Here is a 20,822-nt window from a genome sequence, read left to right as displayed (position 1 = left end):
TGTTGACCGGCGAGTCGGGATAACGCTGAGCCAATCAGCACCTAAACTCTGATTGTTCTTTTCGGTATGTTGAAATCGGTTCAGTTTTGATAGCGCGCCAGATCACACGGCGCAGCGTTTCTTTCGCGGCTTTTGCTGACTCCAGTAGCGCCGGACCTGGATCGTCCCAGCGCCAGTAGGCGTTGTGAATCCGATGACTCGGCGGATAGAAACAGCCGGCGCCAAGGAGCCGGGCCGAGATGAAATCCCTGAATTCATCGCGCCAGACGTGCGTCGGATCAAGCTCTAATGGTGGGTGTGGCTGCCCGGCGGCGTCGCAATAGCCGATATGACAGAGATTGACGCCACAAAGGGCGGAGATCTCCACCTGCCCATCGATCCGGCCAACGGTTGGCTCGACAAATCGAAATACACCGTCACGCCGGTCGCGCTTGAATTCCATGCTGGCGAAGCCGTTCGTCAAACCGATTGATTGGAAGAAGCGGATTGTCAGCTCCTCCAATTCCTCGGCGACTTCCGGCGCCGCCCAGCAACTAGCGGTCACGCCGATCTGAGGCGGCCAGGAACGGCCTTTGCGGCCCGTAAAGGCGACCGAAGCACCCGGGCGCAGGTAGCACAGGCAAAAGTAGATGGAGTCATTCGACCCCTCAATCCACTCCTGAACAATCACCTCGCCCACCGTGTCCAGCACTCGCTCGCAAAGCAGCCGAGCATCGGCTTGGGTCTCGATGCGATAAGCCTTCTTGAAAGAGCCGTCATACGCCGGAGAACGGCTGTTTGGCTTCACGCACAACGGAGGGCGAAGGTCACGCAGGCCAATCAAGTCACCATGGTTCTGCGCCAAGAGGGTTCTTGGCACCGGAAAGCCACCGCGCTCGGCCAAACGAAAAAATGGCTCCTTCAGCGTTAAGTCGACCAGCAGTCCGTGGAGTGGGAGTTGGAAGTCGAACCAGGGAGCTACACGGTCACGGTACCGTGACACAGTCAAAAGTGGACGGTCATCGGCAAATATTATTACACCGCTCTGAGGCATTCCCTTTCGCAATCTAACTAGTTCCTCCACAAATTCTTCGCCGTTAAATGTCGAAACGATAACTCTTTGGGCATATCGCGATACAGCTGCCACATCATACCTTGTCTCAACTACTACAATCGGCCGCAGTCCCGCTTGAGCCAAGCTGCGTACAGCGGACAGGCCGTTTATTCCTCCTCCCAAGACGAGGGGTGTCGGTGCGCCATCGGCGGCTAGAGTGTGTTGCCGCGGATTTATCACGTGACTAGGCATGATAGCCCCAATCCTAGCGAGAAGACTGACTTCCCTTGATTGGTTCAAGGCGAGCGTCCACATTTCCGGCTGAAGATGCCGGCACAGTGGGGCGATGCTGCCCCGCTCGCCACGGCCTAGGCCGCAGACTCGCCAGGTGCCTTGATATCGTGCGAGAGGTGAAGTCGGTGCCAAACACGAAACGCATGACCGGTCCAAACGTCGTAGTCGATACATGCCCGACGAAATACAAGCCCGGGATGGACGACTCGAAGTTCGCGGACAGCCTCGGAGTTTTTCCGACAAGACGCAGCTGTTCGACAATTGAAGAGCTTAAGAAAGGAAAACGACGCGCGTCGGCCTTATATCCAGTTGCCGCGATTACATGATCTGCCTCTACGATGTGAGTGTTGCCGTCCATGGAGAGTAGTTTTAATTGCACTCCGTGCTCTGACAATCTCACCTCCTGCGGCGAGCGTCCCACAAGCAAAGGAATGGTTGCTGCCCGATCTTTCATTGGCTCCCCTCCGGACGGCGAGGGAAACTTTTCTGCCATTTCAAGTCGATAGTACTCGGGAAAATACCGAAACAGCCAAGGCCAGTCCGCGAACAGTCGATGTCTCCAACCCGGGCCGATTCCAGAAACGGGACGTGCCAGGCGGCGTAGCCCCGGGTGCGAGCCTGAGCCTCCCCACCGACCACTGTAAATGATGGCCGGCTTGCGCGAGATAAGCTGAACGTCGACCCGCGCTTCGTTCAAGAGCACCGCTATATCAATTGCGGATGCTCCGCTTCCGAGTACCGCGACCCGCTGCCCCCCGAATCTTTGGAGGTCGTGAACGTCAGCGGCATGCGAAAGCTTATCGGTGGGCAGTCGGGAGAACAGCTCGGGGATATGGCGGAAATAGGTCAGGCCTGTTGCGATCACCACCTTGCGCGTCCTGAGGGATAGTCCGCTCTTCATGCGAAGATCGAATCCTTCTGGAGCCGGAACCAAGGAAACGAGTTCCTCGTCTTCCACGTCCGGCACGCATCGTTTTTGGAACGCCAACCCGTAGGCGGAGAATGTTTCCAGCGGAATTGGAAGATCCAAATGGTCATAAGGACTGCCGTGCTCGATGCAGAATTGCCGAAGAGTAAAAGCATGCTCGGGATCAGAAAGGTTTGATGCGAACCCAGCTGACTTGAGCAGCATGCCTTTCGGCATCTTGCTTTTCCAGCTCTCCATGGGGCTGCCGATTATCCGGCAGTCAATGCCCAGTCCGCGCAAGTGTGCGGCTACCGACAGTCCATAGGGGCCAGCACCGACAATGGTCACATCGCACATCGTATACAAAGCGCACCTCCTGTTGATCCTCGCCTGCCGAAGGTCCGCACCCGCCGACCACATATCCAAGAACCTGCTACAATACTTGACATTGAGTGGCGGGTCCTTTTTTGGCCGACGCCTCAAACCGCGGCCTGTTTCATCCGGGCAACAATGCGCCCCAGCACCCGCTTGGCACCGCGCAGCTTTGCCTCGATGCGGCGCTCCGGATTGTCTCTGCCTATTGCGATCCACTTCATGGGATGCTCCGCATTGGCCAGGTGGGACTTGTGCCCGGAGAAGCCTGCCAGAAAATCGTAGCCGCATTCCCCGCGTCCGATGCTGTCCTCAATAGCCAGAACATGGCTGATAAGCCCGGGCTTGAGCCGGCCGTCGCGCTCATACAGAAAGCCGCTTTGGTAGTTGTAAACACGGCCGTCATGCACGAAATTGTACAGGATCCCAATTGTCTGGTCTCCAGCCAACGTCCGTGAGATGCGGACGGTCCCGGTGGGAGCTCCGCGTGCAATGAGCTCCTCGTGAAATCGACGGAAGCTCGGATTTGCAAAGGCTCCCTTGCGTCCCCACCGCGCCTGATGAAGCTCGGCGAGCAAATCAAACGCGGCGAGTGCCTCCGATGTCATTTCCATGGTCCGGAACGCAATGGGGCCGCGTTCCGCATATAACCGCATGGCACGGCTTACCGCCTGCCGAGTATTGCGGCCCAATGTGGCGCGGTAATTTCCGCCTTTCTGGCGGACTTTGGCGAAATCGATCCACCGTGCCGTATCTTCTGCTTTCACCTCGGTAAGGAACCCGGCCCGGCCCGCGGTGCGACAAGCGGCCAACTCGAACTCCGGTTCAATTCCGGAGAGCACCAGTTGGTCAGAGTGGCGCAAGTGATGCGCCAAGGCCTCGACGCATGCCACTCGAGTGGCATCGGCCAGGGATCGCTCCGCAAGAATATCGTTGTACTCGATGAACAATCGATCGAAACGAACATCTCCGGTTTCATTGAGCAACCAACGCGCCCGCGCATGCCGCCCGAAACTCCACGCCCTCCGCCGGCAAATAATCGCCAACCCAACGACCCTGCTTGACGTCCGAGCGACTAGAACATGTGGTTGCGCGCCCCCCGGCAGATGCCGCAGCCAAGTTCCGATCCAGAGCCAGGATAGGTAGAATGAGTGAGTTGCTCGCGCTTCGAGCTCCTTCCAAACGGGCTCGAGTCTCGCGATGTCCGGCAAGGCCTCCACGGTAACGTCGATGACGGTATCCTGGCGCATGGCTTGTTCTATTGAAGGCACACGATAGCGTTCCGCACCGATGGCTGAGACATCAAGAGGTTCTGACATACAGAGATCTTCCTGATCCTTTGCGCATTGCGGCGGGAAAGCCAGGAGTATCCTCGCTGCGAGCTGCTGTTCGTCCATGGAGCACTCGGAGTTTTTCCTGTTTGGTGAAGACTTCATGTCGCGAGCGCTGAAAGTGAAGACTTGCAAGCGCCGGAAGTGTAGACGCTAGCGCAAATATCCGCTCGAGCGTGCGCGCCGTCGTGACAAAATTCCGAAATCTTTGACCAATCCCGCTTGATGGGCACCTGTGTCCCGTTCGATGTCATCTCACTGCACCTTTGCCAATGATCCGAACTCCTGAGCGGAGGCGGACATGCTCGTTCCTGAAGCGTTCAAGCTGTCGGCGAGTGGTCGTTTCGCGCTTCCCACTTCGTCCCGACGAGTTCATCCATGGAGACCGGCCATGCAGATCAATCCCCTTGCCGGGCATCAAACCGATCCTCTACTCCCTCACCACGCGGGAAAGCTCGACATCGTTGCGGTTGGACGCGGCCGGTAAGCTCTCGCTGGTCGGCGACGAGGTCGGGACGGGCGAACCGGCCGGCTCTCTTGGCTCGTTTTCGCCCACGATGATGTTGACGAGGTCGCCTGGCTGCAACAGGGTCATGCCGACGGAGTCAATGCTGACCGGCCCGGCTGACGATTGCCGCACGATTTGATAAGTTGCGCTGTTCGCGTCCTTAGCAAACTGGACGCGGGTCACCGGCAACGTGTACAGGACGCCTTCGCTGGCGTTCAACTCGCGCATATTGGCCGCGATCTGGCTCTCGATGGTCTCGATCTCGACCTCCAGATCATTCCTGAGGTCGGCCCGGGTCCGCAACACCTCAGACTCCAGCGAAGCGAGGCGCTGCTTGGCGCTCGCGTATTGGTTGAGGGCGTCCTGCCGACGCTGTTCCGCGTCGGACAACTCACTCTGGATCTGATCCATCACCGTCATGCTGAGAACTTTGCGGTCCACGAGTGTGCGCATGCTGTTGACGCGCTCCTGGCGCAGCTTGACGAGTTTGTCGAGCGACTCCATGCGCCCATAAGCGACAATATCCTGCTTGGCCGCCTCCAGCGCACGCAGGTTCGCGCGCTCGCGATCCTTGCGGGCCGTGGCGACGGCCTTGCGCCGGTCGTTCTGCTCGTTGACCAGGTTAGCCGCTTCGGTCGCGCCGGCCAGTTCCAGCAACTGGCGCGGGATAGTCGGTGCCGTACCGTCGCGCTCGGCCTTCAGCACCGCCGCGCGCGCGAGCAACTTCAACATGGCATCGATCGCCCCGCTCCGCTTCTGGGTCTCACGCACGGCTTCGATCTTCTGCCACGGCTCGCTCTCCGTCCGGTCGAGTCCGCCGGCCAGCGCGATCGCGTGCAGGATCGTCATGCCGGGCGCGTACTTGAACGAGCCTGGATTCTTGACCGGCCCCAGCACGTAAATGGGCGGGCGCTCCAGCGGCAGGATGTTGACCAGCCCCTTGCGGCCCAGTAGTTGATCGAAGGTTTCCACCAGGTCGGCCTGTACCTGTTGCGTTGACCGGTTGGCGACCGGAATGGAGCCAAGCAAGGGCAGGGAAATCGTGCCGTCCTCTTGGACAATATATTCGCCGCTCAGTTCCGGACGCTGCAGGATGCCGTGCAAGGCCGAGGACGCGCCCCCCCACTTGTCTTCCTCGACGTCGACGCGCTCGTAGAATGCGACCTTGAGGCGGTCGCCGACGCCGAACAGGGCTCCGGTTGGCATGCCTGGCGCCTTGCTGAGGGTTTTGGGGCGCTCGGCACTGGTGGGGACGGCAGGGACGACGGTCCGCTCGACCAACGCCGCGGCCGATGCATCCGGTCCCGTGCTGAGGATTTTGGGGGGCTCGGCACTAGTGGGGACCGCAGGGACGGCGCTCCGTTCGACGAACGTCGCGGCCGACGCATCCGGTCCCGACACGATCGCACGGGAGGGTTCGGCCATGGCTTGAACCGGTTGTTCTTGCCAGCTATCGATAGCAGCAGACACCTTCTGCACCACGGCTCCGGAGACATCCTGGACCCCCTGCACCACGGTTCCGGAGACATCCTCGACCTTCTGCACCACGGTTCCGGAGACATCCTCGACCTTCTGCGCCACGGCTGCGGAGACAGCCTCGACCTTCTGCGCCACGGCTGCGGAGGCAGCCTCGACCTTCTGCGCCACGGCTGCGGAGGCAGCCTCGACCTTCTGCACCGCGGCTGCGGAGGCATCTTCTACCTTCTGCACCATGGCTGCGGAGGCATCTTCGACCTTCTCCATTACGGCTCCGGAGGTATCCTCGACCTTCCGTCTCACGGTTCCGGAGGTAGCCTCGACCTTCTGCGCCACGGCTCCGGAGGCAGCCTCGATGGGCTCCCAGTTTCTGACCGCTCCCGCCCCCAGGACGGCGACCCCTGAGACCCCCAAGACAAGCAGGACGGCCTTCATTCCCCTGCGGCGGGCCGCCTGTGACGAGGGAGTGACGGGCTCGGAATTGTATTTTGCATCCATGGCCATGGCGCGTGGCTTTCACTTTCAGTGGTGGCCAGCCCGTCCCGAACTGGCGAGCATCGGTCGACGAAGAAGGCTCTGCCGTATCGTGACCCTTCACCGCCAGCGGCACAACTATCCCTTTGTAGGCACTCCTTCCGGATAAACACCCCCTTAGGCGAACTCGTCCAATGAGCAGATTTGCTGCGGTGAAGGAGAACCTCTTTGATGGCAAACGGGACAAAGGCGATCGAACGCAACGAAGAGCCGGAAATAGTGGTCCGACGCAGCGTCTCGAACCCCCTGCGGCCCCAACATGCGTTCGCAGAATGGCTGGGCCGTCTCCAACTTCGTCGTCCAGGCCCTGGAGAACGAGCCGATCACGATCTCCGGCTCCTAGTCGCAAACCCGGTCATTCTGCTATGTCGATGACCTGATCGACGGCTTGCCTCGCCTGATGAATGAAGAGGCGACCTCGACGAAGCCGCAATCTTGGCAACCCTATCGAGGTAGCAATAGCAGAACTGGCCCGCCTCATCATTTCTCTCGCCGGATCTCACCAGGCTCGAATTTCGGCCTCAGCCACGGGACTTCCCCGGCAGCGCTGCCCCGATATGGGCCGCCCCAGGGGCCGCGCCAGGCAACTCCTCTATTGCTCACCGCAGGTGCAACGCAAGGAGCGGCTCGGCAGACCATCGCCCATTTCGATGCCCGGAAGGTATCCGTGCTGTTGTGCGCGCTGCGCCGCATCGCCCTGGCCCACACCCAGTCGCCATGCCAGCTGTGGCACGTTGCTCCTCAAGCTGGTGAAGCTCGGGCGCTGGTCAGGATCAGCGCGCGCCGCGTCAAGATCACCTTCTCCTCGGCCTGCGCCCTCATCCCAAAATGGCGGCTGGTCGCGGCGCGGCCCCCTGGGCCCGCGGTTCTCCCGCCTGACACGCCGCGCCGCCCCGCGCCAGACCGGCGGCACCACCCACGCCCCACGGGAGACCAAGTCCGGCAACTCTCGCGGCCCGCGCATCCGGCGCCACGATGGTGCCGGCTGCCGCCCGGAGCGGCTGAAAGCCAGGGCTCGCACCCCTCACCAAGGCCTCAGGCTTGAGAATCCGGGGTAGCCCTCGACGAAGCTACCCTACGCCTAAAGAGGGTGTTCTTGTCTAGGGTTTTCATAGCGTAAGGTAACACGTCAAAAAAGAAACTATGCGAGGAGCGCTTTGCGAGACGCGCGTACCTCAATCGCGTCAGGGGAGGCTACGATGACAGCGAAATCCTTGATGACCACAAAGTCTTTTATAACAGTGCTTGTCAGCCCAAGCGAGTTACTCCGAGAGGGCCTCGTTCTAATTCTGGATGCAGCAAAGTTTCGCATTCTTTTCTCTGCGGCTTGTGTTCACGACCTTCTGCAGAAGCCGATACCCCAGCACCGGTCCATCTTGCTCATCATGGATGTCGACGGTACTGATGCGGATGCTGGATTCGCACAAATTGCAGATTTTAAAGGGATCTATCCGACCAGCCATGTCGTTGCGCTAGCCGATCACTGTCGACCGAACGATATAGTTTCAGCCCTTCGTGCGGGGGCTGACGCGTATTTGACAAAAGTAGCCGCTCACGACACCTTCATCAAAGCTCTCGAATTGGTTATGCTAGGTCAGACGGTTCTACCTGCAGAAACTTCGACGTTTATTCAGGACATAAGACATGGTCTGAAATATGATGCGGTACATGAGTTTACAAATGTGGATGTTACAATGGAGAATGCTGATCGAGAACCATCAATGTTGTCAACTCGAGAAGAGTGTATTATACGTTGCTTGATCGGAGGGGAGTCTAACAAAACAATCGCGCGCAAGATTAACATCGCCGAAGCGACGGTGAAGGTGCACGTGAAGGCTATCCTTCGAAAGATTCGGGTCGGCAACCGTACCCAGGCTGCAGTTTGGGCGATGAACCATGGTATGCTCACTTCCGCTCCTGGCAATCGCCCGTCAGGGACCGAAAAGACGGCAACTCAGCCTTCTCCCCATCCGCAAGAGCTACTTGAAGCACAAAAGGAGTACCACCTTCTCAAGAACACTCATCCGATGTGACCGCCTCCGCGTCTTGACATATCGTCCTTCGGGCTGGTGACCTGTACGCTGCATTATGCTGCCGCACGAAGAAGACCCCGGTCGAACGATGCGACCAGCTACCCAGTACATTAGATCCCGATGCTGAAAACCGCAATTTGGAGATGGTCTCAGGTCCCCGCAACCACACCTTTCTACGATGTACTTTCCAAAACTACGCCCTGATACGAGGTTCCGCGATCAAGAACGCGTAGGTTCAAATCACCCCCGGCGATGGTAGCGTAAGGAGGGTGCAGTAGAGACTGATCGCAATGGGGCGCTCAGGTGGACCCCGCCAACGGGACCACGACCCGGCCTTTTATGATTGCCGTCGCGGATTTCGAAGACAGCTACTTCCCCGCCCACAGCCGATCGATAAAGCAGTGGCTGACGCATGTAAGATCACGGGTTCATCGCGACGTGGTGTTAACCCAGGCCAGGTTCGACGCCCATCAGGACCAGCGGGAGGTCAACCAACTGACCTGGAACGTCTTCCGCGATCATCTGGTGCTCGAATGCCGCCCCGAAATGGGACGGCGACCTTTGCCAGCCCAATGCCTACGTGCCGCTCACGGCCGACGTGCTGGAACGCAAGATCGAGCGCCTCGACAAGCACTTCGGAACGCAGCGCTCCAAGGACTGGTTCGACCGCCAGACACTCGCTGGGCTTGCGAGGTTGCGCTGGATGGAATGCCGGGCACCCCAGCATTTCGCCGAGGCTTCACGCTCCGAAAGGCCAAAATTCTTTAGCAGTTTGCACACATTCTCTCGCAAAAAACGTGCGGGGCGACCATCGAAAAATGGAGTGGGCCTTGAACTCATCGGGCGATCTGCTAACTATTCGTCTACAGCGGTCCGGCCAAAAGACATCTACAAGGAAAGACAGTACAGAACTGGCCATTCGGGCCGACCGTTCTTACTATCCATTTTGAAGTTGAGGGATTCATCAAAGTGGGCGAAGCAAAAATTGCTCATGGATTTTCGTTCAAGAAAGCCCGGATCGGAACGGTCGAGGGCGGAGAATCCGGGGTTCTGGTGTGGAAATGGGACCAACTGGTCGCGGTCCTTACTCAGATCGACGAGGAAGCCTACTCCACGAAGGGCAAATGGTTCCTTGAGACAGGCTTCGGGCTGCTGAGCGGGCAGCACAAGAATTTCGATACGATCGAAGAAGCCATAAGATGGGTGGCCAGACACACTTTCCCTGACACTGCAGATGGATCGGCGGATTCAGCGGCAGGAAGTTAACCCGAATCCCGGTCAGCTTCCGAGCTGGCGGAAGTCGCGCATTTCCCTTTTCAAGCGGTCGTCCTCCAGGCCAGTTTCCTGTTGGCTGGAATCTTCTTGGCTTTGCGTGCCGCCCTGTGCGGGTCCCAGCGAAGCCCTTCGGCGACACCTAGATCCGTTTGTCAGACGGCCGTCACCTTATTGGTCCGCAACCGAAGTGAGGTCGTGCTCATCACCGCCAGTCACCGTCGGCGGCCGCTATCATCTTCATGACAGCCGCCTCGTCGCGGGTGCAGCTGATGACGAGAGCGGGATGAGCACTCCACGCCTGAATGTCCTGCAGGAACACGGGACGGTATGTCTACGCCGGCTTGCCGTCGGGTCGAGCGCCGAGAGCTTCTGCGGCCGCATGCGGACCACTGCCTCTGACACCGCCCCCTTGGAACAGCTTTCCAGAGGACTGCAGAACAAGATCATCGCGACGAAGCCGGGCGCTTCGGAGCACCCCGCCAAAATCCCCTACAGCATATTATCAGAAAGCTCGGGGCAACGAACCCACCGGGGCGGGGGGCCGCTGTATCTCGGGCCGCTCCCGGATGCCATTCACTGCAACGGAGATCCCCCGACTTTCACTAAGACGGCCCGCCGGGATTCACCCGAGGGCTGGCCGTCTTATTGCTTGGGATACGCTTCAGCAGGAGTTCCTTTCGCGAAGAGATCGTTGACTTTGTAGGCGACTTCCGTGCGGTTGGTCGCCTTCAGCTTCTTCATGATATTTCGGATGTGGACCTTCACGGTGCTTTCGCGCAAGTTCAGTTCGTAGGCGATGATCTTGTTCGCCTTTCCGCGCCGGAGCGCTTGGGCGACCTCGGCCTGCCTGAGCGTGAACATGCCTGTCAAAGGCTGCGTGTCGCGGCTGCCCGAACCTATCAGGTGGCGCATGCAAAGGACACTGCTCGCCGGGACGAAGATGCCTCCCGCTGCCGCAAGGTTGATAGCCTCGACACAGACATCGATTTCGACCGAGGTCGGAATGTAGCCGCGTGCGCCGCATTCGAGAGCGGTCAGTATGTGTGCAAGGTCTTCGGTGTCGGCCAGGATAACCACAGGGACTGATTTGAATTCGGACGAAATATGCCTAATCTCCTCTGCGATGCCATGATCGGTGACCTTCCGGCCGCCAAGGTTGAAGAGTATGGCTGCAAGGGGAGGTGCCGAGCCCTTCTTCACGCGCCATTCATCGATCGAACCCATGGCGGCGATCTCCATGCCGAGTTCGTGGTCCGCGAGAGCCGATGCGAGACACTCGCGGCCTAGAGCCCTTCCGTCCAGGATGAGGAGGCATCCCCTGCCTCCTTGGCCGTGGACACTTTCCGTTCCGCTGGACAGCACTCCTGACCGATTGGCCGTGTGTTTACGCCGTCCTGCTGTGGAACCCATGTCAATCCCCAATCTTTTCGCACAAGCCGCGTTGCGGCTGCCAAAACACCCCTCATTCTTCGCAATCTGAAAGCTTGAATACGCTGCCCTGTGTTTGAATGCGCTTGTGATCGAACACCCAGCCCTTGTGAAAGCGTGAGGCTCACCCAGCAGTCTTCAGCAGTTCTTCGCCCCTAGCCGAGAACAGCTTGTGCAGCCTATCGTCTATTTATAAGCGTTCTCTAACATAAGTTAATTTTTAGAAAATTTCGCGTCGACGGTCGCCTGAGGCATGTGTTGAGACCGCGTCACCCCGCCTTGAAGCTCCCGCGAGTTCGATCGTGACGCGCGGGTCCGGTCAGGTTCAATCTCTTTGGCCATGTGCCAACCGTTGGAATGCTTCCCGACCGCTTAAGGAATGCCAAGGAGTGGGATAGCTCTGCGAGGTTGACTAACCGGGTAGGCGATGATGCCATTCTCAGGATGGGACCGCTCAGCCAAACCCCAAGCCCAGCAGCCATTCGAGGGAGGATCGGTAGTTCTTCGCGATTGTGGACGAGAAATCCTGAAGGTGGATATTGGCATGACCAGGGCGCAGTTCGTGGCATCCGTGGCCAAGCGCTTTAGGTCCAAGAACACCTGGCTGTATCTGCCGCAGTTTATGGGCAGCTTACACGCATTTCGGCAGCACGTTCTCCTCATGCGATAGGCCATGGTGCCGTCGGTCATGATAATCGGGCCTTTGCCGCTGCCCTCGTCAAGATAGATTGCGGGCCCGCCAGGTAAGCCGCGCACTAAGCATCGTCTGGAACTGCTCAAGCGACGGCGCACTGTCGTCTTCCAGCAGAAATTTTGCTGATGGCCTACGCGCTGGCGCCCAGCACCGCGCCGCAGGCGGCGACGCGAAAGTTCGCGAGACGGTTGAACCCGAGCTAGAGGGAATAACCTTTACCTGAGGTACTCGCTGTCGAATCCGGCTGTCTTGACCAGCTTCTTGCGGTTGATCACCTCTACATGGCCTGCCTTGAAAGCGACGAGATCGGCCTTGCGGAGTTCCCTCAACGTCCGATTGAGGTGAACGGTGGTCATTCCGAGGATGTCGGCCAATTCGTGCTGGGTAAGGGGACACTCATATCTTCCATGGGCCGACAGGCCAACGATCGAGAGCCTCTCCTCCAACTCGAGCAGGAAATGGGCGGTGCGGCTCATCGCGTTCCGCCGCCCGGCATTCATGAGATGTTCGGCAAGGATGGCGTTCAGGCGGGCTAGGGAGCAGGCGATGGTCTTCCCAAGGCGGCCTTCCGACAAGATGGCCTCTATCAGTTTCTTGCTGGAAATTTCATAAACAGCTAGTTCGGTTATGGACGCCAGGGACGCTAAACGGGGTCCGTCCACGGAACGGAAACCGACAATGTCCCCCCGCAGAGGAGTGTCGATGATCTGGCGTTCTCCGTCCAGTAGTCCGCGGTAAAGGAGGGCCCAACCCGATTTTACGATGAATATCCCATCGTTGTTGTCATCCTGGCGGGATATCACCGAATGGGGTTTGTAAATTCTTGCGGTAACACCGAGAAAATCGTTGTTACCCCAATCGTCCTTCGAGAATGTCCCCCCTACGGGATGCGAGTGTATGAACTGCAACAGTGTTTGCATGTTGCTTCAATTTCCGCACAACCTACGATAATTTCTCCCGCACGAGTTTGACAGAAGGACCACCCACGGTAGAGGCAGCATGGCCTACTGTCCTCGTCTGTTCGAATGAGGTAGACTGCGTTTAGATCAAGGGGTTGCAAGCATCAGGCGGTCAAGTCTTCCGGCTTCGGCGAGACGATCTACGCCCCTGCAGAAGTGTGGTGAGATCATTGCTCAGCAGCAGCTAGCCTGCACGAAGCAAGGGCGGAGCCTATCCAGACTCGCATCTTTACGAGCACTTCGGGCTCGTACGTCTGACCCGACTTGGACGTGGCGTGTCGTGGGTGAAGGTGTGAGTACTTGTCCGAGAGCCGCATGCGGGAGATCTGCAGGTCCGGTTCGATGAGCGGGGTGTGGAAACGGAGCCAAGGTTGAATCAATAAGGCAGGGCCAGACGAAGGGGCGGCAAACAGATATGTTCAACCTACCGCCATTGCGCCACACCTCGACTCTACCGTTTCTTCGCGTTCACCAAGGGCGAAGAAACGCGGAAGGCTGGCATCTGATTGACGGTCGGAAACGCGCGGTCGCGCCAGTTGTCGCACCTCATTAGACCGTTTCGAGCCGGCTGAACCGAACCGGGATGAGTTTGCGAGTCTTCAGTTGCCCTGCCGCATCCTTGTCGATGACCGTCAGCAACTGCACATCTTCAGGTCCCACAGGCAGAACCAGGCGTCCCCCCGGCTTGAGCTGCTCAAGCAAGGCCGGCGGCGCCCGCCCAGCCGCCACGGTGACCAGGATCTTGTCGTATGGGGCGTGCTCAGGCCAGCCGCGCGACCCGTCTCCGACACGAATGCCGACATTGGATAAGCCGAGGCCCTGCAGCAGAGCCTCGGCATGGCTTGCGAATTCCTCGATGATTTCGACGCTCCAAACTTGCCCGGCGAGCTCCGCGAGGATTGCGGTTTGGTAGCCTAGGCCGGTGCCGATCTCGAGCACTACCTCGTGCGGTTGCGGCGCAAGGAGATCGGTCATGAGAGCAACGATGAAGGGCTGCGAGACGGTTTTATCAAAGCCGATCGGCAGCGGCATGTCTTGGTAGGCATAAGGCGCAACTGATGCTGGCACGAAGAGATGCCGCGGTATCCGCCTCATCGCCGCCAATACCCGCTCATCGAGCGCCGCCTTGCCAAGTTCTTCGCTTGCAAGATCGGTGTGAATTGCAATCATCTCGACCATGTGCCTGCGTAGGACCGCGAGGTGCTCTTCGTTCATTGGCTTCATGACGGTGGGGCTTCCCTCAACCAGCTTGCTGCCAGAGAGCCTTATATCCTGTTCGTCACGGTAGCGCCCGCGATCATTTCCATTACGGGTGCCCAGGGCAAGCGTGGGTGACAGTCACAGTCTTGGCAGGCTATCGCCGGCGGCGACTCTTGAGATTCTGGGCGCGCCGCAAGGGTCGGATCGATCTGCGACTCAGACGATTATCCGCGCCGCCCGCCCGAGCGTGCGTTCCGCGTCATTGTAGTAGTTCGAGGCCTGCTGCACAGAGCGATGCTGCGACTGCTGCATGGCTTCGGGCAACGGAATGCCGCGGCGTGCGGTTTCGGTGAGATAGCCGGAGCGCAGGCCGTGGGCGGAGAAGGCTTGCGGATCGAACCCGGCCTCGGCGATGCGGCGCTTCAGGATCAGATTGACGGCCTGCGGCGTCAGGGCGCGCGCTTCGAGATTGCCCCAGCGGTCGATGCCGCGAAACACGGCGCCTTCAGTGACGCCGGCGCGCTCGAGCCACGCTCGCAGCACCGTCACCGGCCGGCCGACGAGCAGCACGAAAGCGTCGCCATCGGCCTGTGTCGTCTTGGTCCGGCCGAGCCGGATTTTTAGGCAGGGAATTTTTTGCCCCTCTGAATCCTTGGGATCCGCGGGCACCGGCTCTTCTTCGATGAGCTGTTCGACGCGGAGGTCAGAAACCTCGCTGCGGCGGCGACCGCCCGAGGCGAAGGCGGTGATGAGCAGCGCGCGATCGCGCATGTCGACGAGGCGGTCGCCGGCGCAGGCCTTCAGGAGGGCGGTCAAAATGTCAGCGGTCACCGCTTTCTTGCTCTTGCAGTTCCGCGGCCGGGCGCCGGCGCGCACCGCCAGTCTGATGGCGCTCTGCAGCCCCGGCGCGTTGAAGTTTCCGACAAGTCCGCGCCATCTGGTCAAGGTGGACCAGCTCGACAGGCGCCGGCGCACGGTGGACGGCGCATGCGGTCTTTTTGTCACCCGTAACAGGCCCTGGGCTACCAGCGACGCCGCTATGTCAGCCGGCATGCCATGGGTCGGATCACTCTCGCGCCGGGAAGAATCCCACAGGTGGTGGGCGACGAATTTGATCAAAAGCGTTTCCGGCGCCGGCCAGGGCAGCGGAGAACCGGTGGCGGCAAAAGACCATGCCTCGAGATAGCCAAGGTCGGAGGCCAGCGCGCGGAGAGAGTTTGCGCCGATGCCTTCTTTGGCCAGGTGGCGCAGCGTTGCGACATCGTCGTCGGTCAGGATTTCGGCCAAAAGATCGCGCCGGTCGAAGGGCAGCACCGAATCCAATGCGTCGAGCGCCTCGGCGCGTCGAACACCATTGCCAGGTGGCCGAGCGACGAGGTCAGTTGCCATTGGCGAGCGGTCCGAAAATGCGGACTCCCTTGCCGCGCGCGGCAACGGCGAGCTTGCGATCGAGGGTCGCCAGCGGCAACTCGGTTTCGATGGCCAGCGCAAGGTAGGCGGCGTCATAGGCACTGAGACCGTGCGCGGCCGCTAGCGCCAGCACCGCGCCGTCCGACCCGCCGCCGGCGTCCTCCAGCGGCAATCGGCGCAGCCGTGCCATGGCGGTGGCCGCTTCGCCTGCGGCGATGCGGCTACGCCGCTCGGCCATCAGCACGACACTGCGCGCCTCGTGCCAGAACAGCGACGGCACCGGCGATCGCCCTGTCAGGCCGGCGACCAGGGTCTCGGCGACCGCGCTGTGCTCCTCCGGCAGCAGCCAGGCCGCGGCTATGGACGCGTCCAGGACGAGACGCATCAGTAACGGTGGCCTTCATGCTTCCAGGCCAGAATTTCCTCGGTGGTGACAGGTTTTGCGTGGGCCCGCGCGGCGCGGACCTCTTCGATCAAGGCGCCCAGATCCTGGTTTTGGGGAAGGCGGGACAGCTTGGCAATGGGATCGTTGCCGCGCGAAATGATCACCTCCTCACCGGCCTCGACCTTAGCGAGCAGTTCCGAAAGGTGGGTTTTGGCCTCGCCAATTTTCACCGTGATGGTCATTGTTTTGTCCTCGTAGGAGCTTGCGGTGCTGTAGCGCGCTATGCGACTCGCGTCGCGCTGAGCCCAGCCATGCACGACAAACACGGTTCTGCACCACGATAGCGCCGATTCCGCAGATTGGTCAAGCCTTGGTCTGATCGCTATCGATAAGAGAGAATTATCGATAGTGAGAAGGCCCGAGAAAATCCCCTGCAAGTCAGCTTAAATGCCGGATAGCTTGACTATCGCTGAAGGCGCAGCGGTAGTCGGCAAGTCAATGGTCGTCGCTTGCCAGTTCTACGACCGCCGCCTCGCTGCAGAGCCGACGATGCTCTTTGTTAGGTTCGTGCCCAACCAAGAGTAGGGCTTTCGGTCGCAGATGCTAAGGAGGCACTAGGTTTCCCTCTTCCTTGGCCGCTTCGAGAAACGCCCTGCGGACCACTTCGGGTTTCACCTGATCGATCATGGCATCCATGCAGAGCTGCACTGCGCTGTGCCACTTGGGGCCACGCTTGGTCCACTGCAACAGTTGCTCGGCGGCTCCCTCGACGTTGTTGCACTGATAAGCAATGCCAGGACGGGTGGTCCTTACGGAGACCGGCGGAGAGAACCAATGGAGCGACATTCGTACATAAGCGACGGCTTAACTAAGAGTTCCCTCAACCACGCCCGGTTCGAGCAAGGATCGGGTAAACCGGCTCGGGGCCTTACTCCTCCGGCCAGCCCTGTTGCGGAACCTATTCACTGGCCGCAAGGTTTGGGTGGAAGGTCAGGAGTATGCCATGAGTTCCAAAGCTGGGGATGGCCAGCTCGCTTTCATTGAGTTCCAGTCGCCCACGCTGGTCGAGAATGCGCCCGAGGGCGGCGAATGGCTTCACGAGATCAAATACGACGGCTACCGCACCGAGCTGATCATTGAGGGCGGTAAAGCGCGGGCCTTCACGCGTCGTGGCTACGACTGGTCGCATCGATACCGACGAATTGTTCAAACAGCGGCGGGTCTGCCGGTGAAGGCGGCGATCATCGACGGGGAGGCTGTCGTTCTCGGCGACAGCGGCCTGCCGGATTACCAAGCCTTGGAACGGGAGTTGGGCAATCCAGACTCGGCGAGGCTCATCTTCTACGCGTTCGACCTGCTGCACCTCAACGGGCGCGATCTACGACAGCAGCCGCTGGTGAGGCGCAAGGCAGCCCTAGAGAAGCTGCTTAAGAACTCAGCGCCGACACTGACCTATGCCGAGCATCTGGAGGTGAGCGGCACGGACGTGTTTGAACATGCCTGCCGAATGGGCTTGGAGGGGATTGTCTCCAAGCGCACCGATGCCACGTACCGCTCGGGCGTCCAGACGAGTTGGCTCAAAGTGAAGTGCATCAAGAGCGACACCTTCCCCATTGTCGCTTTCGTGGAAAAGCTCGGCGCTCACCCGCGCCGTATCGCATCGCTTTACATAGGCCGCCGCGAGGGCGACCGACTGCTCTATGCCGGCAAGGCTCGCAGCGGCTACACCTTGAGCGCTGCGCGACTGGTTCGAGAGCGGCTTGACCCGCTGATCATCAACAAATCACCTCTGTCAGAGCCGATCGTGAAACCGAAGGCGACATGGGTCAGACCGGACGTGCTGGCCGAGGTGCAATTCAGTGGCGTAACAGATCGCGGCGTGCTGCGTGAAGCCGTGTTCAAGGGTCTGCGAGAAGACCTCGTGGCGATCCCGGCCAAGCCTCCTGCGCCATCAAAGCGACGTGGGCCAGCCCGGGAATATGGCGTTCCCAGCGAGAACATCCTGCAACTGCTGCCCGAGGCGGTCTCGCCGTCCAAAGAAGAGCTTGCGCGCTATTGGCAGAGGGTTGCCGATCACGCACTCGTCCATCTCGGCCACCGACCGCTGAAGCTGGTCCGCCATGCTCTCGGCGCAACCTTTTACCACAAGGGCGCGCTGCCGAAGATCCCGCCAGCAGTGCATCAGTTGCGCGTTCAGAAGCGCGAGGGTGGCGAAGGTGTGCGCGTGTGGATGGACGACCTTGCCGGCCTGCTAGGGCTGGTCGAGATGGATGCTGTAGAGCTGCATCCTTGGAATGCCACCGTTGATGACATCGAGCATGCCGACCGCATCGTTCTGGACCTCGACCCGGGTGAGGGGGTCGAGTGGGATGAGGTCATCCGGACCGCGCTAGCGCTCCGCGACATCATGGGAGCAGAAGGCCTAGAGAGCTGGCCGAAGGTGACGGGCGGCAAGGGAATTCACCTGATGGCCCCACTTGCGACGAAGATCCCGCACGACAATGCCCGGCTCCTTGCCCGGTCGTTCGCCAAGCGCCTCGCTGAAGCTCATCCTGATCGCTATCTGCTCTCCGCCGCACCGGCAGCCCGAAAGGGCCGCATCTTCATTGATTACCTCCGCAATGGGCGCGGCAACACGGCGGTCGGCGCCTTCTCCCCACGAGCGCGACCTGGCTTCCCAATCGCTCATCCCGTGACCTGGAGCCAGGTTGAGGCAGCCATCCGTCCAGATGCCTTCACCATCGACCGTCCGTTCAGGGCGGCCGTCAGAAAGGCAGCGTGAGGATCAAGGGCAGGAAACGAAATTCCCGGCAGGGATTTTTGTCAGCAGTCGGCGAAGACGCCTAGCCGAACAATGGATCACTCAACTATTTGCCGCAGAGGTCGAGCTCTATCCAGGCGAGCGCATGATCACTCGGCTTTTGCCAACCTCGCAAATCAGCGTCCACGCCGGCATCACGTAACCTGTTCGAAAGTGATGGGCTCACGAGGAGATGATCCATCCGGAGGCCGGAACTCCGATCATAACCGCCCCGGTAGGAGAAGTTCCAATACGTGTAGATGCCTTTCTGTGGATGGATGCGGCGGACGGCATCAATCCAGCCGTTACCCAGCATTTCGGCGTAGGCTTGCCGGCTCTCCGGAAAGGTGACTGCGTCCGCCTAGCCAACGTCTCGGCACCACGGTTGCCACGAACGAGCTTTTATCGGCCGCACGGCCGCAAGCCGCTCTCCCATCTGGTTTAGACATTGGTCATCCTCTCGGCTCTCCCTAACCGCCGAGCATGGGAAAAGATTCACTTCGCCGGTCTCGAGCATCGGGGATCACTTCAGGCGCCATATTCCGCGGAGTCCGTCAGGCTGGTGAACTTTTAGGGCCGGCGCTGCGTTCCGTGCAGCGAACTCGGTTGATGCACAATGACGGAATCCAACGCTCGTCCCGCGCCGCAGAAAAAGGATGCACGTGGTGCCGAGGCCCGCTTTTCGTTCGATCGAATGGCGATCGAGCGGTTTCAGCAAACCTTTCCGCGTGCCAGATGGAGCGACGAGCGCAGCAGCTGGTTCGTACCCGGCAAGACGGCGGCCCGGCGGATCGACCGCTGGCTGGCGCAAGAGGCGGCGCTACGGGCGCCCCATGACGATAGCAAGGGACGCGATGCCTTCGCCTTCGACCCAATATCGAGCCAGTATCTGGAGATCGCGGACGACCTCCGCATTCGCACCTCCTATTCGAGGACCGTGCTTGAAGAATTGCGCGCTGTTCCGTGGGCGAGTTGGGACGATGAGTTGCGGGCTTGGAGAGTTCCGTTCCGCTCATATGAAGAGCTACGGCGCCGATGGCCAAGCATCGAAAAAGCTGCGCAGCATGCCGAACCGGAGGAGAGGAAACGGCGACGAGCAGCCGCCAGGAACACCGAAGCATATAAAGCCGCACAAAAGCGGGCTGCTGAACGCCGGCGCCATCGCTATCCGCTGCCAGCTCAAGATCTACCTACTCTGGGCCGCGCTGTCGCAACCGAGCAGTACGGGATTGTCGTCTTCACTGAAATTTCCGGTGAACTGGTTGAGCTATCCGACGTAGCCGCCTTCTACCCCCGCGCAATGCCTGCGAACGGCGACTTCGTTTGGGGCAGGTGGCGTTCGGCTACGCTGGCCGAACTTGTGAGCACATGGCCCGCTCGGCTATCCGCCGGGCCGACCGAACGCTTCAGAGGCTGGTGGAGGCCAACGCTCGCCGAACTTAGAGTTGCCCGTCGAAAAGCCCGCGGCAGTGAGCGTAGTAGGCGAAGTCGCGAGCGGTAGATGCGGCGCTCACATCCGGCGTTAAGGCGGCCGCAACACACGGATTCTTCGGTCGGGCGGAGCTTGGGCAGGTCTACTGCTGACTGATGGCGACCGCCTTGGGTCCAGCCTGTGTGGAAACGCATTGATTTGGTAAAGTAATTCCCAGATCAGAGAGGGGGGGCGGGTATCGCTTGGAAGTTAACCGCAAGAATTGTCATATCGCTCCTTAGCAGCCTGGAGAAAATGTTCGTCGCTGGATACCGCCCTTACAAGGCGGAAAAGGGCACCGCGGCGGAAATGACAAACCCGCCGAGCGCGAGGGGCGGCGGGCGGTCACGCGTCGCGCCAGGCTGGGCAGTGGCTTGGGGTATGCCTGGTGCAGCCCTGTTCCATGCCGGCGAAGCCGACTGACAGCGCGCCTGGTCAGGTGCCGGCCGCTGAAGGCGGCTCGAGCGTCGACGATGCGGAGACCCACACCCGTCCTTGAGGCCATGCAGCGTGCCAGTCTTAGCGACCCTCGGCCGGGCGTGCCGATCGGCGAGCTGATCGCCCGCCTGCCAGCCCGTCTCCGCGCCATGACACCTCCGAAAACAGGATCGATAGTGTCCTGAAGGTTCTGCAAAAAGTTTTGGAGAGAGAACGGCGCTTGCTCTGAAGGGCGAGCGGCCATGGCACGGTGGTGACGTTGCAATCACCGATT

15 protein-coding genes are annotated in these 20,822 nt (G+C 60.1%); 4 read left to right on the top strand and 11 right to left on the bottom strand.

Going from position 1 to position 20,822, the window contains the following annotated elements:
- Window positions 1-34: 34 nt before the first annotated feature.
- From NKH37_RS31635 to NKH37_RS31620, 4 genes are all read right to left on the bottom strand, one after another.
- Window positions 35-883, bottom strand: coding sequence for a hypothetical protein (locus tag NKH37_RS31635; RefSeq protein ID WP_353042286.1), 849 nt, complete (start codon window positions 881-883; stop codon window positions 35-37).
- Between the two features lie 415 nt (window positions 884-1,298).
- Complete coding sequence (locus NKH37_RS31630) at window positions 1,299-2,591, bottom strand: NAD(P)-binding domain-containing protein (RefSeq protein WP_352812749.1); 1,293 nt, start codon at window positions 2,589-2,591, stop codon at window positions 1,299-1,301.
- A gap of 122 nt (window positions 2,592-2,713) precedes the next feature.
- Complete coding sequence (locus NKH37_RS31625) at window positions 2,714-4,003, bottom strand: GNAT family N-acetyltransferase (RefSeq protein WP_352592133.1); 1,290 nt, start codon at window positions 4,001-4,003, stop codon at window positions 2,714-2,716.
- A 364-nt stretch (window positions 4,004-4,367) separates the two neighbouring features.
- Entirely contained in the window at window positions 4,368-6,188 is a 1,821-nt protein-coding gene (locus NKH37_RS31620; protein ID WP_353042283.1) for a polysaccharide biosynthesis/export family protein, read from the bottom strand.
- A gap of 1,466 nt (window positions 6,189-7,654) precedes the next feature.
- Here NKH37_RS31620 and NKH37_RS31610 point away from each other — a divergent pair.
- Together NKH37_RS31610 and NKH37_RS31600 are read left to right on the top strand one after the other, a co-directional pair.
- The gene (locus NKH37_RS31610; protein WP_352885258.1) at window positions 7,655-8,488 is read left to right on the top strand and encodes a LuxR C-terminal-related transcriptional regulator; all 834 of its coding nucleotides are present in this window, start codon (window positions 7,655-7,657) and stop codon (window positions 8,486-8,488) included.
- A gap of 969 nt (window positions 8,489-9,457) precedes the next feature.
- Window positions 9,458-9,754, top strand: coding sequence for a hypothetical protein (locus NKH37_RS31600; protein ID WP_352549117.1), 297 nt, complete (start codon window positions 9,458-9,460; stop codon window positions 9,752-9,754).
- Window positions 9,755-10,405: 651 nt separating this feature from the next.
- Here NKH37_RS31600 and NKH37_RS31595 read toward each other — a convergent pair.
- The 7 genes from NKH37_RS31595 to NKH37_RS31565 all read right to left on the bottom strand — a co-directional run bounded on the left by NKH37_RS31595 (window position 10,406) and on the right by NKH37_RS31565 (window position 16,685).
- Window positions 10,406-11,173 (bottom strand): LuxR C-terminal-related transcriptional regulator, encoded by a 768-nt coding sequence (locus NKH37_RS31595; RefSeq protein WP_352549119.1) that lies wholly within the window; start codon window positions 11,171-11,173, stop codon window positions 10,406-10,408.
- A 927-nt stretch (window positions 11,174-12,100) separates the two neighbouring features.
- Complete coding sequence (locus tag NKH37_RS31590; RefSeq protein WP_352496223.1) at window positions 12,101-12,805, bottom strand: Crp/Fnr family transcriptional regulator; 705 nt, start codon at window positions 12,803-12,805, stop codon at window positions 12,101-12,103.
- Window positions 12,806-13,393: 588 nt separating this feature from the next.
- A complete protein-coding gene (locus NKH37_RS31585) occupies window positions 13,394-14,068 on the bottom strand; it encodes a protein-L-isoaspartate(D-aspartate) O-methyltransferase (protein ID WP_353042281.1) in 675 nt (224 codons plus the stop codon).
- 192 nt (window positions 14,069-14,260) lie between these two features.
- Window positions 14,261-15,433, bottom strand: a complete 1,173-nt coding sequence (locus tag NKH37_RS31580; RefSeq protein ID WP_352813500.1) for a site-specific integrase — start codon at window positions 15,431-15,433, stop codon at window positions 14,261-14,263.
- On the bottom strand, window positions 15,423-15,839 hold the full coding sequence (locus NKH37_RS31575; protein ID WP_352548630.1) for a type II toxin-antitoxin system VapC family toxin: 417 nt from the start codon (window positions 15,837-15,839) through the stop codon (window positions 15,423-15,425). The genes NKH37_RS31580 and NKH37_RS31575 overlap by 11 nt, the downstream gene beginning before the upstream one ends.
- On the bottom strand, window positions 15,839-16,081 hold the full coding sequence (locus NKH37_RS31570) for a type II toxin-antitoxin system Phd/YefM family antitoxin (RefSeq protein ID WP_031195006.1): 243 nt from the start codon (window positions 16,079-16,081) through the stop codon (window positions 15,839-15,841). The genes NKH37_RS31575 and NKH37_RS31570 overlap by 1 nt, the downstream gene beginning before the upstream one ends.
- 361 nt (window positions 16,082-16,442) lie before the next feature.
- Entirely contained in the window at window positions 16,443-16,685 is a 243-nt protein-coding gene (locus tag NKH37_RS31565; protein ID WP_352484268.1) for a DUF982 domain-containing protein, read from the bottom strand.
- Window positions 16,686-16,842: 157 nt separating this feature from the next.
- Here NKH37_RS31565 and ligD point away from each other — a divergent pair, with 157 nt between their 5' ends.
- Window positions 16,843-18,621, top strand: coding sequence for a DNA ligase D (gene ligD, locus NKH37_RS31560; protein ID WP_352859597.1), 1,779 nt, complete (start codon window positions 16,843-16,845; stop codon window positions 18,619-18,621).
- A gap of 634 nt (window positions 18,622-19,255) precedes the next feature.
- On the top strand, window positions 19,256-20,140 hold the full coding sequence (locus NKH37_RS31555) for a hypothetical protein (protein WP_352548626.1): 885 nt from the start codon (window positions 19,256-19,258) through the stop codon (window positions 20,138-20,140).
- The last annotated feature ends 682 nt before the right edge of the window (window positions 20,141-20,822 follow it).

This window comes from Mesorhizobium sp. M1217 (genome assembly GCF_040318275.1).
Taxonomy (GTDB): domain Bacteria; phylum Pseudomonadota; class Alphaproteobacteria; order Rhizobiales; family Rhizobiaceae; genus Mesorhizobium.
Note: the sequence above shows the minus strand (reverse complement) of the source record. Positions and strands in the feature narration are given on the sequence as shown.

Coding starts and splice junctions, on each gene's coding strand:
- NKH37_RS31630 (WP_352812749.1), bottom strand. CDS start 2,591: ATGTGCGATGTGACCATTGTCGGTGCTGGCCCCTATGGACTGTCGGTA.
- NKH37_RS31625 (WP_352592133.1), bottom strand. CDS start 4,003: ATGGACGAACAGCAGCTCGCAGCGAGGATACTCCTGGCTTTCCCGCCG.
- NKH37_RS31620 (WP_353042283.1), bottom strand. CDS start 6,188: ATGGAGAAGGTCGAAGATGCCTCCGCAGCCATGGTGCAGAAGGTAGAA.
- NKH37_RS31610 (WP_352885258.1), top strand. CDS start 7,655: ATGACAGCGAAATCCTTGATGACCACAAAGTCTTTTATAACAGTGCTT.
- NKH37_RS31595 (WP_352549119.1), bottom strand. CDS start 11,173: ATGGGTTCCACAGCAGGACGGCGTAAACACACGGCCAATCGGTCAGGA.
- NKH37_RS31590 (WP_352496223.1), bottom strand. CDS start 12,805: ATGCAAACACTGTTGCAGTTCATACACTCGCATCCCGTAGGGGGGACA.
- NKH37_RS31585 (WP_353042281.1), bottom strand. CDS start 14,068: ATGAAGCCAATGAACGAAGAGCACCTCGCGGTCCTACGCAGGCACATG.
- NKH37_RS31580 (WP_352813500.1), bottom strand. CDS start 15,433: ATGGCAACTGACCTCGTCGCTCGGCCACCTGGCAATGGTGTTCGACGC.
- NKH37_RS31575 (WP_352548630.1), bottom strand. CDS start 15,839: ATGCGTCTCGTCCTGGACGCGTCCATAGCCGCGGCCTGGCTGCTGCCG.
- NKH37_RS31570 (WP_031195006.1), bottom strand. CDS start 16,081: ATGACCATCACGGTGAAAATTGGCGAGGCCAAAACCCACCTTTCGGAA.
- NKH37_RS31565 (WP_352484268.1), bottom strand. CDS start 16,685: ATGTCGCTCCATTGGTTCTCTCCGCCGGTCTCCGTAAGGACCACCCGT.
- ligD (WP_352859597.1), top strand. CDS start 16,843: ATGAGTTCCAAAGCTGGGGATGGCCAGCTCGCTTTCATTGAGTTCCAG.
- NKH37_RS31555 (WP_352548626.1), top strand. CDS start 19,256: ATGACGGAATCCAACGCTCGTCCCGCGCCGCAGAAAAAGGATGCACGT.